We start from the raw sequence: 18288 nt of genomic DNA, 5'->3' as shown, positions 1-18288 counted from the left end.
ACGGCGATACCTCACCCGCCTTCCGCGAACGATTCCCAACCGGTGGGTCCGGTCCATGCCGCGCCGTCGACGGTCACGCCGGAGCCGGGGCCGACCAGCCCCACCGCCAGCCATCCGGGCGGAAGTTGTTGTCCGCCAGCGAAAGTCGCGGCGAAGGCGTGGTCCTCACCGCCGGTCAGCTGCCAGCCGAGCGGGTCCGCGCCGAGCAGTTCGGCCACCGGGCGCAACGCGGGGTCGCCGAGCGCGGCCGAGTCGATATCGATGGCGACGCCGGAGGCGGCGGCGATGTGACCGAGGTCGGCGAGCAGACCATCGGAGACGTCGGCCATGGCCGTGATCGGGGCGGCGGCCGGCATGCCCAGCACGGTATCGTAGGGCGGTTGCGGAACACGATGGGCGGCAACGACTTCGGGGAACCGCGCGAGCTCGGCGCCCGCGGCGAGCAGCGACAGCCCGGCCGCCGACCAGCCCAGTCGTCCGGCTACCGCGACGATGTCGCCGGGCCGCGCGCCCGAGCGCAGTACCGCGCGGGCGGGCGGATCGCCGAACGCCGTCACCGAGATCACCAGCAGCGGGCTGCGCACGACATCACCACCGGCGATCGAGGCGCCCGCCCGCCGCGCCTCGGTCCACAGGCCGTCGACGAATTCGTCGATGAAGGCGATCGGGGTGTCGGCGGGGCAGCCCAGGGAGACCACGAACGCGCTCGGCGCCGCACCCATCGCGACCACGTCGGCGGCGTTCTGCGCGATCGCCTTGCGGCCGATGTCGGCGGGCGCGGACCAGTCGAGGCGGAAGTGCCGGTCCTGGACCAGCATGTCGGTGCTCACGACGTACCGCCCGGCGGGCGCGGCCACGATCGCGGCGTCGTCGCCGGGGCCCAGCAGCACGCCGGTGCTCTGGTCACGGCCGCCGTTCATGCGCGCGATCAAGGCGAACTCCCCCAATTCGCGCACGGTGCGCGGGGTGCTGTCGGTGATGGCGCTCTCCTTCCGATGAGCCGGGCCGCATAGACAGTACTGGCCCCGATGCCGCGACCACCGCAATGGCGGACGCCCGTACACACCGACTGCCCGCCGCCGCCGTTCGCTACGCTCGGGTCCGGAAATCCCAGCAGCGGCGCTATCGGACCGCCGGACCCGCGGCCCGATCGAGGACGAGCGGAGACGAACTTCCGGATGAGCAGCGACACGGAACGGCCCGAGGACTCCACGCCGTCCGATACCGCAGACGCCGAGAGCGGAGCCGCGCAAACCCGTGCTGCGGGCGCGGAGACGGCCGCCGACAACGGGGCCACGAACTCCGGTCCCGGCGGCACGGAAGCCGCGGCTGCCGACAACGCAGGCGCGAAACCCGATGCCGACGACACGGAGGCGGCGGGCAGTGAAAGCCGGGACACGGGAACGGGAACCGAGGCGCAAGGCGCGGCGGCGGACAGCACGGGCGAGGACACGGGAACCGGGGCGGAGGCGACGGCGGACAGCGGGAGCACGCTGGCCGGGGCCGCGGCGGGCGCCGAGCGCAATGACGATTCAGGTGATGCCCCGAAGTACTCGCCCGCCTTGATCGCTACCGCGGTGGCGCTGCCCGTCGCCTTGATCGTTGCCGTCCTGCTGATCGCGGTGGTGTCGCGGCAGGACACGGTGCGGGAGCCGCTGGCGCTCGGTTCCGTCCCGGCTCCGGCGGCCGGGGGCCCGGCGTGTGCGGCGCTGTTGCCCGCGCTGCCGGACAGTCTCGGCGATTACACCAAGGCGGAGCTGGCGCAGCCCGCCCCGCCCGCCACCGTCGCCTGGCAGCTGCCCGACGGCGGCGAGCCGATCGTGCTGCGCTGTGGGCTGGATCGGCCGCTGGAATTCGACAAGGCGTCCGCGCTGCAGGTCATCAACGGCGTCAACTGGTTCGAAGTGCGCGACCGCACCTCGGGCGTCACCTCCGGCACCTGGTTCGTCGTCGACCGCGGCACCTATATCGCCGTCACCGTCGCCGACAGCGCCGGACCTACTCCGCTGCAGGACATCTCGGACACCCTCACCGAAACTCTGCCCGCCCGGCCCATCGACCCGGGGCCCGTTCCGAACTGAGCCGATACAATCGCAACCGTCAATCGCCGATGGGAAGGCTGCCGAGCCCGCCGCACGGAACGTCGGTCACGATCGGAAAGCTAGGCCGGGAAATCGTATGGCCGATTCGTTGCGAGTCGATCCGGCCGATCTGCGCGCTTCCGCATCGGAACTGCGGCAGCGGGCCGACGAAGCGGCGCGGATCGCGCAGGAGTTGCGCGCGGCGCTCGCCGACGAGGGCGCGTGCTGGGGTGACGACGAACCGGGCGAGGCGTTCGCGCAGACATATCAGCCCGACGCCGCGCGGGGTATGGAAGGACTCGAGGACCTCGTCGCCGATCTCGAGGCGATGAGCACCGAACTGAACACCTCGGCCGAGGCGTTCGAGAGCCAGGACCGGTCCGGCGCCCGCGGCCTCGCAGACGCGGCCGGATCCGACGCGACGACCGCGTACCCAGGGCTACCGACCGCGGATCCGTTCGCTTCCGACGTCCCCCGGTCGGTTCCATCCGAGTATCCCGCCGCCACCGATCCCCCAGACCGGCCGGCCGAATCCGACCTTCCGACCGACGCTCCCGCCGAGCCGGACCCGACCGATCTCGCCGACTCCGATGCGGGCGAACCTGATTCGGGCAACGCCGACTCGGGCACCGCCGAACCGCAGCAGTCGCCGGACCAGACGCAGCCGGGCGATACGCCGGATTCCGACCCGTCTGGCGACGACCGGTCCGGCGACGACGCGCCCGGTGACGAGAACGCGAACCAGCCACCCACCGCCGAACCGCGCACACCGACGCCCGGCGACACCACCGGGCGCGGAAATTCGCCCGGTGGCGCACCGCCGCAAACGCGGGGGCAACGGTCGTCTGCGCAGCCGGGCAGCGCCCGCTCGGGTGGCGGTCCCGGAGCGGAAACTCCGTGGTCGCGCAACGCCTCCGGTTCACCGTGGTCGAGACCGTCGGGAGCACAGGGGCCGCCCGCCGGGGAAACCCCGCCGCGGGTGTCGCCGCCGCGCGGTCCGGCCCAGGCTCGCCCGCCCGCAGCCGGCAAGCCGGCGTCGGCGCCGCGCCGCGATTCCCGGCAGCGCCCGGAGAAGCCGATGCCCGCGTCGTCACGACGTCCCTCCGACGCCGAGGCGATGCGCATCGTCCGCGATATGGCGGCCCGTCACGATCTGGGTCTGGAGGGATTCGACACCGCGGGCTTGGCGGTGCAGACGGCTCAGGACATCGCCGATGCCGTCGACCTCGTCCTCGCCCGGTATCCCGCAGTGCTGGGCGGGATCGAGATCGTCGACGAGACCGAGCCGCTGTCCACTGTCGAGGAGCGCGGCACCGCGACGACCGTGGCGCCGTGGATCCTGCTGTCGCAGGCCGCCGCCGCCGACCCCGCCCTGCTGACCGCCCGCGACCAGACCGCGACCGGACCGATCCGCATGCCGCGGCGGCCGATGTATGCGGCGATTCTGCGTGAACTCGGCGGCGCCATCGATCTCGCCGGCGGGCGCCGTGCACGTCGGGAGGCGCAGCGCGCTCTCATTACCGAGTATCTGCGGCTGCAGGGCGCGCAGGGCGAGACGCTGGCGCAGGTGGTCGGCGGCTACCGGCGGTGGCGGGCCCAACTGGGTGAACAGTGTTTCGAACGAGGAGTATTCGCGCCCGGCCGGGCGCTGGCCGAATGCTTCGCCGCGGTCGAGGCGGGCGGCGCCGAGGTGAGCGCTCCGGCGAAGGTTCTGCACCGCATGTTGCTGACGATGTTGCGGACCGATCCCGATCGGTCTTCCCACCAGCGGTGAGACCTCGCGCGCGGGTATCGGTCATCATGAGGCACATTGGTGGCCCGCGAGCGTAGTCCGCCGCTTACGTGTGTCGATGGAAGGTTCGTGATGGATCGATGGCAACGGGAGGGCCTGCGCTCGGCCAACAACGGGATGCGCAACCAACTCGAAGACATCCGCTACGCCTACGAACAACAGCAGTCCCGACTGACCGAGGTGTACGGACAGCTGGAAACCCTTCGCGCACAAGCCTGTTCACCGGATCGCGCGGTGGAGGTGACCGTCGATGCCGACGGGGTGCTCACCGATCTCCGGCTCACGGCAGCCGCGCTGCAAGGTCCGCCGGAACAGTTGAGCAAATCGATAGTCGACGCCGTACGAACCGCGGCGCTTCGAGCGCGACAGCGGACCGAAGAGCTCACCGCCCCCGTCGCCGCCGGCTTGGCGGACATGCCCGACTTCCCCGACATCATCCCGGATGCGCCCAGCCTCGATGACATCCGCACGTTCTTTCGCGCCGACCAGAAGAAGTCACCGAGCTGATACGCGCCGCCCGCACCGCGGCTACATCGACGGATTCGATGTCGAATGACGTTGTGTTTGCCGGACTGGCTGCCACCGACGGTCGTGACGTGTGTGGCCGGGCATTTCCCGACGGGCGACGAGGACGCGATGCGCCGCGCGGCCGACGTGTGGTCGGACAAGGCCGAATGGTGCCGCGAGCAGGCCGACTACCACGAGGCCATGGCCCGGTCGCCGGGCGACGCCCTGGGCGACACCGCCGCCGCGGTGGCACGCAAGCACCAGGACCTGGCCGAGCGTTTTCGCGATCAGGCCACCTACTGCGACAAGCTGGCCGAGCAGTTGTACGAGGGTGCCAACAGCATCGAGTTGCAGAAGATGGTCGTCATCGGCACGGCCGTGGTCCTCGCCGCGACGTTGGCCCGCTGCGCCATGATGTTCGCGGCCGGTGGCACGGTCCAGGCCGGCGTCGCCCAGACGGCGGCACGAACCTCGGTGCAGACCGCGTGGCAGAAGTTCGTGGCCTTCCTCACCGGCCGCGGCGCCCAGCTCGCCGCCGAACGCAGCGCGTTCACCCTGGTGCGCAATGGAATTCTGATCGGGGTGCTGCAGGGCGGCGGCATCAACGCGGTCGCGCAGGGCATCCAGATCGCCGAGGACCATCGCGACTCGATGGACTGGAAGTCGGCGGGCGTGGCGGCGGCCGCCGGGGGCGTGGGCGGCGGCGTGGGTGCGGTGGTCGGGCGCTGGCTGGGGCCGAAGGTCGCGGGCTTCGGCGCCGATGCCACCAGTACCGGTCGGCGGGTCGCCCTGCAACTCGCCGGCACCGCTCTGGTCGGCGGCGCCGGCGGCGCGGCGGGTGCGATCGGCGGCACCGCGGTCTCGCTTCTGCTCACCGACCAGGCGTTCACCCGCAAGGCCTTCACCGAGGGCCTGATTCCCGGCTTCGCGGGCGGGTTCCTCGGCGCCGCCGGCTACGCGGCACAGGGCCTGCGGGGCTCGGCGCCGGTTAGCGCCGAGACACCGAAACCTGCGCCCGTCCCCAACACCCCTGGCACGCGGCGCGCCTTGGCCGACGCGCTGGCTCAGCACGGGATAGTCACCGCCGACTTCGATCCGAGCAATCCGTCCCACACCCAGCATCAGCAGCAGATCGACAATGTGGTCGCGATGCTGCGCCAGCCGGGGCCTGCCGGTACGACACCGGGACGTGTCGCGGCGCAGCCCGGCTCGGCGCATTCCGCGGAGGGAGCGCCTGCGCCGACGCCACTTCAGAACGCGCTCGCCGCACACCTCGACAACGCGGCGGCCGCGGATCCCGGCAAGGCGCACGTCGCGACCGCAGGTGACCGTCCGGCGGCGGCGATGTCCGGGGCAACCCGTAGTGGCGACTCCCCGCTCGTGGCCGAAACCACCACCGCCCCAGCGCGTTCGGGCGCCGACAGTTCATCCACCGCCTCTCGTGCCCCTGTCGCGCGCGGCGACCGGTCCAGCGACTCCCCCGTCGGTTACGCGGCGCGTGGGCACGGCCATCCGGAGACGAGCAGCGACCGAGCGGCGTCCGGTCCACGGCCCGCGTCCGACGCCGGGCCGCCGCGGGTGTCGGCTCCGAAAAGTGCTGCGGCTGAACGCCCTCCGGTGATCGACCACGCCCAGCCCGGCCGGGGCGCGGCCGACCACACCGGCGAGTCCGGGAACGCCCGCGGCGGTCACGAGCCCAGCCGCACCGCGTCAACCAGGGCGAGCGAACCGGAGCCCGAACACGGCCGCGCGGCCGACGAGGGCCACGCCGCGGCCTGGCAGCCGCGCTCGGCGGAGGAGGCGGACCCGGCGGCGGACGGCCGCGCGAGACCTCGCCCGCCGCACGACTCCGAGCCCGAGGGCGCGGCGGACGACGGACCGGCGCGGCATTCGGCCGACCATGACGACGCGAATGCGGCACCCTCCCCGCACGACTCCGAACCCGGTCGCGCACACGATGTTCCGGAGGACTCCGCCGCGGACGCCCTGGCGGCGAAGTACCGGTCCGATGCCGACGACCTGCTCACCGAGTACGAGTCGCGAGACTGGGCCGCCGTGTCGGAGCGGGATCTGACGGCGATGCTGCACGGCGGTGACGACCGCGACGCGGCACTGGCGGTGATCGAGGTGATCAACCGCGAGGAGGGCAAGACGCTGCGGTGGACGCAGGTGATGGCCATGCTCGCGATGCGCGACGGCGTGGTCAACATGGACGCCGGTGAGGGCAAGACCCTGGTGTTCCTCGCCGCCGCGGCGCTCGACTCGGCGCGCACCGGCCCGGCGCAGGTGATCACCACCCGCGACACGCTCGCCAACCACGCCTTCGGTCAATACCGAAAGATCCTGGGCAAGTACGGATACGACATCGTCCGCATGAATCCCGACCGCCCCTACGCCGCGCCCGCCGAGAATCGCGCCACCATCTACGTCGGCACCATGAACGACGCGGGATTCGGCCGGCTGCGCGGCAATGTCACGCCCGGCCGCCACGTCTCGATCGACGAGATCGACGAAGCGCTCGTCCACGCCAACACCACCTTCATCCTCTCCGAGGGCACCGGCAGCCCGGCCGGCCGGGAGGTCGCCGGTCAGGTCGCCGATGCCCACGGCTTCCTGGAGGGGGCGCTACGCAAACCGGCACCGACCGGGGAACCGTTGCTGAGCGAGGCCGACTTCGGCCGCCGGCCGGGTCAGGTCGGTGGCGGCACCGCCCTGACCGAGGGCGGCCGGGCCAAGGTTCGCGAGATCCTCGGTCGCGACCTCACCGACGCCGAGGCGCACCGGCTGACGATGGCCGCCACCGCCAAGTGGGAGTATGTCGAGAACGACCACTACGTGGTCTGGCACCACCCCGAACTCGGTCCCGAGTTCCGCACCAACCCCGACGGGACCCAGGTGCGGAACCCGGATTCGCACAAGATCTACATCCTCGATCCGACGTCGCACAAGGTCATGTACGACCCGGAGACCTCCACGGAGAGCCGCTGGAACGGTGGTCTGGCGCAGGCCATCGAGGCGAAGCACGGTATCGCGGTCCGCGACGATCCCGGCGGCACCACCTCCGTGACCGCGAAGGAGCTGGTCTCCCGGGACAACGTCGACAAGCTCTCCGGCGCCTCCGGCACGGCCAAGGGCGTGGCCGGGGAGCTGCGGACCAACGGCGTCGACCAGGTGGTCGAGGTCCCCCGATTCAAACCCTCGCAACTCGAGGTGGCGGAGGATCACGTCGCCCCGAACCAGGCGGCGAAGATCAGGGCCATGGCGGACAGCATCGCCGAACGGCAAGCCGGTGGCCGCCCGCAGCTGGCGATCTGCAACCGCAACAGCGAGGTCGCGCAGTTGTCCGCGGAACTCACCGCACAGGGCGTCGATCACGTCGCCGTCGACGCGAAATGGTTTCTGGCACACGGGAAGGACGCCGAGGCCGACCTGCAGAAGATCTTCGATGAGGCCGGTGAACAGGGCAAGGTGCTGGTCATCAATCGGCAGGGCGGTCGCGGCGTCGATATTCCCGTGGGCGCCGACGTCGATGCCCGCGGCGGGCTGCACGTTCTCATCTCCAGTCGCTCCGCCGAGTCCCGCGACGTCGACATCCAGGCCGAGAACCGCACCGCGCGCAGCGGCGGGCAAGGCAGCGCCCAGTATTTCACCGCACCCGACGACCCTCTCTACCACCATGTTCCCGAGGCCCGCATCAGCGTCATCCGCTACACCGGCGCGGTCGCCGATCACGAGACCGCGCTCGCCGCGCACCGCACCGCCCTCGCCGAGCACCAGGCCGCGCCCACCGCACAATCGCGGGCCCACCTCGACGCCGCCACGACCGAACTGGCGGCCGCCCGCGGCAGCCTCGTCGCGGCGGAAGGCGAACTGCGCGGGCTGGTTTCGCAACTGCAACCCATCGGGGTCCGCCGCCCCTCGACCTTCGATCCGGACTTGGCACACCTCGCCAACGCGCCTCCGGCCGCCGACGCCACGCCTACCGACCCCACGACCCGGCAACCGCAACACCCGCCGCCCATTCCCGCGGAAACCGGAGTGGCCGACGACGCCGGTGATCACAAGTCGCGCTCCCCCGCCGCCGGGCCCGATCCCGCCGCCGCGTACAAAGACGTCCCGGACGGCGCCGAATCGGTAGTGCCGCAGTCCGATTCGATGACGGCAGTCGACGCGCAGGACGACACGGCGGCCACGCCGCGCCCGGCGGGGACGCTGCACATGTCCGCACCCGGGCCCGAGTCGGTCGACGAGTCCGCCGCGCCTTTCGAGCCCGCGGTGGCGACCGATACCGCCGCACACGCCGACCCGGGCGTCGGACGGGCGGTCGCGGCACAGATATTCGGCACTTTCGGCGTCGAAGTGCTCGGCCTGGACAAGCCGGGTATCTCCGTCGACACGGCACTGGCTGTCCGCAATGCGATCGCGGACGCGATCGCCGAGGATCCGGCCGCCCGGCCCGCTGCGGTCATCGTCACTCCGATGGGTAACGCGTTCGCCGCCGCCGACGCGATGCTCGGCGAGCGGCAACCGCTCCTGTTCCTCAACGAGGACCGGCTGACCCACCCGGAAAGCTTCGCGCAGCGCACCGAGCTGGACTTCCGGACCGGCTTCAAGGCGGCACCCACCGGCAACCCCGTCTACGACACCCTCCGCCATGAACTGGCCCATCTGCGAGACCTCGCCGAACTGCTCTCCCATCAGAATCCGCCGCTCGGCGCGACTCGGTACCGCGAACTCAGACGCCGCCGCGACGCGGGAGAGCTTCCGCCGGACGCCCGCTTCGACCGGCAGCAGGACTACCGTAACCAGTTGGCACCGAGGGCGTTCGGCTATCTGCACGAGTACTTCGTGGGGCTGCGCGGCAGAGGCGATCTCGCGCCGGACGCACGATTCGACGAATGGCTGGATCGTCTCGATGGCTACAGCTTTCGCCACCGCGAACACGAATCCAGGACCGCGACCAGAGACGGCACCGCCTCCCGCATCACCGAGGAGATGGACCCCGATTCCGGTTGGTGGGGCGCCGAGCGCGACTTCAACGCGGCCGAGGCGCTGGCCGAGGCGAGCAATTCGTTCGGCCGTAGCGCACCCGCCGATCCCACTCATCCCGTCCACGCACTGCGGGCGTTGCTGAACGGCTACAGCGTCACCGAGGCGTTGCGCCGAGGCCCGGAGGCCACCGGGTTCCGGCCGTACCATCGCGGCGCCGTCCCGGCCGCGACGGCATCCGCCGCCAGTTTCGCGCCGGACGGCGTCGCCGCCACGCTGGCGCGCACATGGCGCGGCATGAGCGCCGAGCAGCGCGCGGAGTATCGGGACGGGCTGGAACCGGAGCTGAGATATGTTCGCGACGGCGAACAGCGGTTCGTGCTCGACGAATTGGCGGCGCTCGTCGACGCGAACCAGGCCGCACCCGCGACGAACCGTCGACAGCGCCCGCTGACGAAACGCCAGCGGACGATTCTGTCCCTCGTCGCGCAAGGAAAGAGCAACACCGAGATAGCCGCGCAGCTGGGGATATCCGCGAGTTCGGTTGCGCACCACGTCGAACGGATCAATCGGAAGCTCGGCGGGTCGGCGCGTGGCGAGCCCGGTCTGGCGGTTCCCGACCCGGCCGCTTACGACACGATCAACGACTGGCTGAAAGTGGTGCGGCAACACTACGGAGTGTCCCGGGCCGAATTGGCCGGGGCCGTCGGAGTCTCCGCGAACCGGGTGCGGCGCGCGGAGAACGACAACAAACCACGCCTGCGATATCTGCGTCAGCTTCGCGACGCCCTGAACATCCCGGAGGACGTCTTCGTCGCTGCCGTGCGCCGCTTCTATTCGCGCCCGGACGTCAGGGTGCGCAATCGTGCCGAGGAGCGATTGTTCTGGCGGTTGATCGCGACGCGTCCGGGATCGGCCGAGGAAAAGGAGATCCGTAACGAGATCTTCGAGAATTACGCGTGGATGCCGGAGATCGCGGCTCGCGGCTGGCGGATCCGGGGGGAACAGCACGACGATCTCGTGAGCCGGATCACCGAGCGAATCATGAACGCTACCGGGAACTTCGTCCCGCCGGGGTGCTTCGGTCCGGTCGCATGGTCGCATGCCCGGTACGCGCTCAGCCGTACGTACTACGAGAACAAATACCCCTTCGCCAATGCGGAAGAACTCAACAAGATAATTCGGGTCACCGCGTACTCCAGGAATGCCGAGCAGCGCACCGGATCCGAACCGAGCGACGCCGAGATCGCCGCCGCCCTGGGCATGACGACTGCGACCATGGCGCACATCAGGGACCTGATGGAAACCGGGGCACCGAATACCGGGGTGAGCGAGAACCGGCCCGCTCGCGAACCGATCGCCCGTGGCGGTTCGACCATCACCGACAAGCGGATCAAGAAGGCGCTGAAAGCGGCCCTGGCGGGTTTCCAGGATCCGCGGCAGGCCGCCGACATCGTGCAACTGCACTTCATCGAGGGGTACTCACCCGCAGAAGTGGCTGCCCGCCTCCGCATTCCGGTCGACGCCGCCGAGAATCTCATCGAGCAGATTCGGGGAACGCTGCGCCAGGCCGTCCCGCGTCCCGAAACGAGGGACAGCGACGCGGCGGCGCCGGAGGCCGAGCGGACCGCCACGCACCCGCCCGCTCCCCCGATCGATCTGCTGACCAGCGCGCAGATCGCTGCGGACGCCGACCGAATCGGCTGGGTCCGAGCGCTGGCGGATGCCGCCCGCGGTGCGATCCGCTCGGGCGCGCTGCCGCCCGGGACGACGTTGCCGCCGGCGCGCCTGGTGGCCGAACGACTGGGCTTGTCGGAAGAGAGCCAGGTCGGCCGGGCGTATCGGCAGCTCGCCGCCGAGGGCTACGTGATGAGCAAAAGAGGGGTCGGCACCACGGTCAACGCACCGGTGAAATGGACCGCGGCACCGGCGGCGATCGACCGCCCGATGACCGCCGCGAAGCTGGCGGAGATCCTCGCCGCCGCGTCACCCCGGGAACCGTTGGCCGACAGCGGCGCTCGCCGAGGCTGGCGGGAGACGGTGGTGTCGACACTGCGCCGGGCGATCGACTCGGGTGCGCTGCCCGAAGGGCAGTTGCTGCCACCGGCGCTGGAACTCGCGCGGCACTTGGGCATGTCGTCGGGAACCTCGATCAGCAGGGCGTATCGACGGCTCGCCGAGGAGCGGTACGTGGTCACTCACCATGGGGTGGGCACGGTGGTCGGGAATCCGCGCGAAGGTGATCGGCCACGGTCGCGCGCGGATCGGCTGCTGTTCGACTGCGTCACCCGCGTGGCCCACAACTTGAATGCCTTGGGCTACACCGCCGCCCGTGTGCCGGACGGCAACAACTGGCGGGCGCTGCGCGACGCCGTCGACGCCGAACTCGTCCCCGTCGAGCTGTCCGAACCCGCGTCCGGCGAGACCGGCGACCCTCTCGCCGGACTCATGGACACCGTCCGCGGCCGCCGCGGCGGCGTCGACACCGCCGTCGTCCTCGTCGACGACGGCACCACCATGCACTCCTATCTCCTCACGAATGCCGGCGGGACCGTCGTCGTCTTCGATACCAACAGCACGCACGGTGACCGGGAAATCGCCCGAGTACGAACCGAGCACGAGTGGAAACAATCCTTCCCGCACGTCACCCGAGCGTTCGCCGCCTACTTCACCGACACCGGTAGCGGCGAACTCCGGCCCATCGACCCGGCTGCATCCAGCCGGGAGCACCCGCGCGACGGCGCGATCACCGGGCCGCCGAACCGGGCGTTTCTCCGCTTGCGGGCGGGCATCGCGGCCGCGTACCGGAAGTCCGCGAACGTGTCGACCCTGCACCCGGGCAGCCGGATCCTGGCCGGAATGAACAGCAGGGACTTCACCGCGGTAGCCGACCGGATGACCTTCACCGAGCGCCGAGTGCTCCGGGAAGTGGCGAACGCGGGACATCGCGGCCGGGATCTCACCCTGCTGCAGCGCAACGCTATTCAGAAGCTGCTCGACGCGCTGCCGAGTGTGCCCTTCGACAGCACCGGGACACTGACCGATCTGGAGTACGTCGAGCTGGAACTCGCCGCGGCCGATATGTCGCTCCGCGAAATCGGCGTCGCGTTGGGCTCGAAGGACACCACGGTGCGGGCCCATCTGCGCCGCGTCCAGCAGGCGCTCGGGGTCGACAATCGCGCGGCCGCGGTCGCGGCCGCCATCGCCCGCGGCATCCTTCCGCGCACCGACGCCGGGATCACCGCGCGAGCTCGCGCCACCGCGGCGACGCCCGAGCTGACCGAACGGGAACACGAAGTCCTCGACCTGCTCGCGCAGGGCTTGACGAGTGGTGGAATAGCAACGGCGCTGGGCGGTCTCGCCGTGGACACCGTCAACGCGCACGTCGATCGCATCGGCGCCAAACTCGGCACGAACTCCCGTGCCGGGATGGTGGCGACGGCACTGCGAACCGGCATCCTGCCGCTGACGGACCCGGAACCCGGCCCGATCGCCGAACTCAACGATCGCGAAGTCCAAGTGCTGACCCAGGCGGCTCTCGGCAAGACGAGCGCGCAGATAGCGACCGCTCTCCGACTCACCGAACAGACCGTCGACTCGTACGCGTCCCGGGCCCGGCGCAAGCTCGGTGCCGGCACCCGCGCGGGCGCGGTGGCGATCGGCATACGCGCCGGCTTTCTCCCGAGCACCGGCCCGGCCGCCGCACCCGCTTACGGTGACGGCCCCGTCGAACTGACCGAGCGCGAACGCGGTGTGCTCGACCTGATCGTCGCGGGCAAGACGAACGCGGAGATCTCGGCGGCGCTCGGGCTGACCGCCCAGACGGTGAAAACCTATGTGTTCGAACTGAACAAGAAGATGGGCACCAGCCACCGGGCGGGTCTGGTCGCGGCCGCGCTGCGCACGGGCACCGTCCCCCTCGCGATCGTCGGCGACGTACCCGAGTACGTGCGCGGGTGCCTCGTGCAGACCGTCCGGGCCACCTCCGTGCTCGGCTACGACGCCGCGACCGTTCCAGGCGGCGACGCCGACACCTGGGACGCACTCGAGCACAGCCTCCACACCCATCTCACCGAGATCGAGGTGCCCGCCGAACGCAACCGCGAGAACGGCGATCCGCTGGGCCACCTCATCGACCGGGTCACCGACCCGGGCAACGACATCGACAGCACCGTGATCGTCATCGACGACGGCGCCGTCGCGCACAGCTATGTCGTGACGAACGTCGACGGCCGAGCCGTCATCTTCGACACCAACCTGCCCAGTCGGAACAACCCGGCCCCCGGCGGGCCTCGCCGTATCCCCCGAGTGCGCACCCGGGAGCAATGGACGCAGTCCTTCCCGCACATCAGCAGAGCCTTCGTCCTCGACTTCGCCTACACCGACGGCACGCTCGTGCCCCGGCCCGGACCCCGGCCGGCGAACACCGACCACCGCGAACACCGCGTCCAGGGCCCGCCCACCGACGACGGCCGCCGGGGTATAGGCGCGGAGGTGACCGCCGCGCTGCAGCGGAGTCTGCCCGGCGCGGTCCGGCAGATCCTCGATCTCATCGATGTCGAGTTGCGCGGCATGGACGACGCGCAGCGCCGCGCCGCCGTGACCCGCGCCGATCTCACCCGGCTGCCGGGATGGGTGGTCGACCGGCTCGCACATGAGGCCCGGGCGCAGGAGCTCGTCCGCGAGAGCAGCACCGCCACACAGCGAGCCGCGTGGCAACAGGAGGCCGAGCGACTCGACCACGAACTCGCCCGGATCCTCGGCCTGCGGGAACCGGGAACGGGTTGGACCGCGCCGGCCAGCCGCGATCCGGCGCACGAGCTGCGGAAGCTCAGCCGCCGCGAGGGCACGCCCGCCGAACTCCGGCAGCTCGTGGATGCCGCGACCGAGCGGCTGGGCCTGGCCGAGATCGCGGCGGCCGTCGAACCCGTACACCGGCTGACGGCCGACTGGCCGGTGGCCGAACACGCCGACACGGCGGTGGCGATCGCCTGGGAACTGGCGTTGCAGAGCCGTGCCGAGGGAGACGAGGTTCCGCGCGTCTCGGGGACGGTGGTCGGCGAACCGGGCCGCCGCCGCCTTCGGATCGAGGTCGCCGACGGCAATCGGACGCTGCCCACCCGCGCCGACGACGAAACAGGTTGGCCGGCAGTCGATCTGCTCGACGCACGCACCGAGTCGTGGGGGTGGGCGCTACCCCGCGAGGGCGGCAGGCGGGTGTGGTTCGACCTCTTCGAGACCGCCGCCGACGACGACCATGCGAATGCCGAGCCCGAACTCCTGCTGGACCTGCACCTGCCCCAGGGAACGGTCGGCGCCGGCGCGAGTGCGGCGCGCCGCGCGGTGGCCGATCGCCTGGAGCGGATCGGATGGCAGGCGGACCAGGACCGCTACGACCTCGTCATGCTCGTTTCGGATCTGGTGCAGAACGTCGAACGGCACGCCGGCGACAGCGATGCGCGCGTCCAGGTCTGGCGACAGGGCGACGTGATCCGCGTCGGAGTCCGCGACCGGAGCCGGGGGCTGCCGAAACGACAGGCCGAGAGCGACTTCGGCGCGGAGTTGAGCCTGGACTTCCTGGACGACGAGTCCGACGCCTGGGAGTCCGGCGGGCTGGTCGCCGGCACGCACGGCCGCATGATCGGCATGATGGAGGAGCTGGCCACCGCCTGGGGCGTCGATCTGGAACGCACCGGAGGCAAAACCGTCTGGCTCGAAGTCCACACGCCCGCAATCGAATCGGCCGACGCGGCGCCTACCGGGCTGACCGGGCGAGAGGCCCAGGTCCTGCGACTGGTCGAGCTGGGCCGGACGAACCGAGCGATCGCCGCCGAGCTGGGACTGTCCGAGCACACCGTGCGCAATCACCTGGCCCGCATGGCGCGTAAGCTGGGTACCGGCGACCGTAGTGAAATGCCCGCGGCGGCAGCACGTCTGAGCACCGAGACACCCGATGCCGGACTTACCGAGCGGGAAGAACAGATTCTACGGCTGCTGGCCCAACGGCTATCCAACAGCGAGATCGCCGCTCGGCTGGGCCTGTCCGTCGCCACCGTCAAGACGCACCTGTTCCATCTCGGGGTCAAGCTGGGCACCGGCGATCGGCTGGTGCTGGGACAGCTCGCCGAACGCTGGGGCCTGGACCGAACCGGGCCGGCGGCCGGAAGACCCGCCACACCCGACTACCAGGGCCTGTCGGGCCGACAGATCGAAGTCCTTCGCCTGGCCGTGAAAGGCTTGTCGTACAAGCAGATCGGGGACCACCTCGGGATCTCCGAGAGCGCCGTGAAGCATCTGGTGGAGCGCGCGGGCCAGACGCTCGGCACGCGGGGCCGGGCGGCCACACTCGCCAAGGCGAAGTCGGAGGGGCTGCTGGACTCGGGCGTCGTCGCCGACCCCGGCGAGTCGGTGCCGGTCGCGGCGGTGCCGTTCGTCGACACCTCGGCGCCGGCCGAGAGCCCGACGGTCGTGCCGTCGCATGTGAGTAGCTGTCTCACCAACACCGTCCGCGCCGCCTGGGCCGACGGCTACGACAACGCCACCATCCCCACCAACCCCCACGCCCACACCTGGAACGACCTCACCACCGCACTCCACACCCACCTCCACGAAATCCCCATCCCCACCACCCAACCCGGCACCGACCCCCTCCACCACATCATCGACACCATCCTCGACCCCACCAACAACACCACCAGCGCCACCATCATCATCGACGACGGCACCACCGCCCACGGCTACTACATCACCCACACCACCGACACCCACGGCCAACCCCACGCCCTCATCTACGACACCAACACCCCCACCCACCACAACCCCAACCCACCACCCCACCAACCCACACGCATCCCCCGCCTCCGCACCCACACCCAATGGACCCAGTCCTACCCCCACATCCACCGCGCCTTCATCACCTACTTCCACACCACCCCCCACGGCACCCTCCAACCCACCCCACCACCACCCGGCACCAACCTCCACGGCACCACCAACCCCATCCAAGGACCACCCAGCGCACCGATCGACCCGGAGCGCGCGGATATCGCCGGATTGCAGCACGCCATGCGGGCGGGGCAGATCACCTCGGCGGAACTGGTGCAGACCTATCTGGACCGGATCCGGCTATTGAACGACGAGGGCCCCCGTCTCAACGCGATCCGCATGGTGAACCCCGACGCGCTGCGCGACGCCGAAAGACTGGACGCCGAACGCCGGCAGGGCCGGGTTCGCGGGCCACTGCACGGCATTCCCGTGCTGGTGAAGGACAACATCGACGTCGCCGGGCTGCCGACGACCGCCGGAGCGCTGGCACTGCGCGATTCCGTTCCGGCCGAGGATTCGTTCCTGGTGCGCCGGCTGCGCGAGGCCGGTGCCGTCATCCTCGGCAAGACCAATCTGACCGAGTTCGCGAACTTCACCACGACGGGAATGCCGAACGGGTACAGCGCACTCGGCGGACAGGTGGTCAATCCCTACAGTTCCGATACGGACCCGTGGGGGTCGAGCAGCGGGTCGGGAGTCGCGGCCGCGGCCGCGCTCGCGGCGGTGACCATCGGTACCGAAACCTCCGGCTCGATCATCAGTCCCGCGGCCGCGAACTCGCTGGTCGGCGTCAAACCCACGCTCGGTCTGCTGAGCAGAACGGGCATTCTTCCCGTTTCGACCGACCAGGACACGCCGGGGCCGATGACCCGCTCGGTCTACGATGCCGCCGCCCTGCTCACCGTACTGGCCGGGACCGATCCGGAGGACCCTGCCACCGCGGTCTGCGCCGAGATGGCCGGGACCGACTACACCGCCGCGCTTTCGGTGGACGCTCTGCGCGGCAAGCGCATCGGTGTGGTCGCCACCGATGTGTCGGGGCCTATGCTCACCGCGTTCACGAACGCCCAGTCCGTCCTGACGGCACAGGGCGCAACCCTGGTCCCGGTCACGGTGCGGCCGCCGACGTACGGACCGATCCTGACCTACGGATTCAAGCGAGACCTCAACCGATACCTGTCGCGCCTACCGGCGGACGCGCCGATGCGATCGCTCGATGACATCGTTCGGTTCAATCGCGACCATTCCGATGCCGGAGCGATCGAATTCGGGGACTCGATCCTGGCCGAGGCCAACGCCGTCGACCTGGACGACCCACAGGTCAGAGCCGAGTACGAGGCCAACCGCGACGGCGGCGTGGCGAGCGCCCGGCACGCGATCGACTCGCTGCTGACGGAAAACCAGCTCGACGCCTTGGTCTTCATCCACAACTCGTCCTGGCCTGTCGCGCCGAGGGCCAAGTACCCGGCTGTCGCCGTCCCGATCGGCTACGACCCCGGCACCGGTCAACCCTTCGGAATGACCCTGGTCGGCACCGCGTTGACCGAGGCTCCCCTGCTCGGCATGGCCTATGCCTACGAACAAGCGGCGCGGGTGTGGCAGCCACCCACCGCGGTGAATCCGGCGCTGCTGACGGCGGGCGAGTCGAACGCCGCTGCCCTCCAGCAGCTTCGCGCTCCTCGACGAGAACACCGACCTCGACAACCGCCTGACACAGCTGCTCGGGCTGTCGTCGCCGGGGCCGATGGGGCGCGTGTCCGGCGACGACTCGCTGGCGGTGTTGCGTCACGTCGTGGCGGCGACGGGGGCGGCGGAGGTCCGCGCCCTGGTCGATGCCGTCAGCGGCTATCTCGACCGGGACAACGGCGACCTCCCCGTTCCCACCCGTGATCGCCTGCAGGCGTGGACGATTCGCGTCCATGCCGCCGAAGCACTGGGCATCGCACCGCAGGACGTCACCCGCGAGCACCTACAGCGGCTGGCTCAGCAGCGGAATTCGCTGCACTCGGCATTGGTCGCCGAATGGGGGCTGTGGCTCGGCGACCACGAATTCGAGCAGCGGCCGACGCACGCCGAGGTTGCCGAATTGGCGGG

Annotated in this window: 5 protein-coding genes; 4 read left to right on the top strand and 1 reads right to left on the bottom strand. The window is 70.6% G+C overall.

Annotated elements, in window-relative coordinates:
* Positions 1-11: 11 nt before the first annotated feature.
* Positions 12-980: a thiamine-phosphate kinase gene (locus NWFMUON74_RS10210; protein WP_187689053.1), complete on the bottom strand. Its 969-nt coding sequence runs from the start codon at positions 978-980 to the stop codon at positions 12-14.
* A gap of 513 nt (positions 981-1493) precedes the next feature.
* On the opposite strand from NWFMUON74_RS10210, the gene NWFMUON74_RS10205 reads away from it, so the two are divergent.
* From NWFMUON74_RS10205 to NWFMUON74_RS35970, 4 genes are all read left to right on the top strand, one after another.
* Positions 1494-2081 (top strand): DUF3515 domain-containing protein, encoded by a 588-nt coding sequence (locus NWFMUON74_RS10205; protein ID WP_425301350.1) that lies wholly within the window; start codon positions 1494-1496, stop codon positions 2079-2081.
* 97 nt (positions 2082-2178) lie between these two features.
* Positions 2179-3855: a WXG100 family type VII secretion target gene (locus tag NWFMUON74_RS10200; protein WP_187687579.1), complete on the top strand. Its 1677-nt coding sequence runs from the start codon at positions 2179-2181 to the stop codon at positions 3853-3855.
* A gap of 39 nt (positions 3856-3894) precedes the next feature.
* Positions 3895-4380 (top strand): YbaB/EbfC family nucleoid-associated protein, encoded by a 486-nt coding sequence (locus tag NWFMUON74_RS10195; RefSeq protein ID WP_187687578.1) that lies wholly within the window; start codon positions 3895-3897, stop codon positions 4378-4380.
* A gap of 45 nt (positions 4381-4425) precedes the next feature.
* Positions 4426-18084, top strand: a complete 13659-nt coding sequence (locus tag NWFMUON74_RS35970) for a LuxR C-terminal-related transcriptional regulator (RefSeq protein WP_187687577.1) — start codon at positions 4426-4428, stop codon at positions 18082-18084.
* Positions 18085-18288: the final 204 nt, after the last annotated feature.

The organism is Nocardia wallacei (assembly GCF_014466955.1).
Lineage (GTDB): Bacteria > Actinomycetota > Actinomycetes > Mycobacteriales > Mycobacteriaceae > Nocardia > Nocardia wallacei.
Note: the sequence above shows the minus strand (reverse complement) of the source record. Positions and strands in the feature narration are given on the sequence as shown.

Excerpts from the sequence above, each read along its gene's own strand:
- NWFMUON74_RS35970 (WP_187687577.1), top strand. The coding sequence starts at position 4,426 with ATGACGTTGTGTTTGCCGGACTGGCTGCCACCGACGGTCGTGACGTGT.
- NWFMUON74_RS10200 (WP_187687579.1), top strand. The coding sequence starts at position 2,179 with ATGGCCGATTCGTTGCGAGTCGATCCGGCCGATCTGCGCGCTTCCGCA.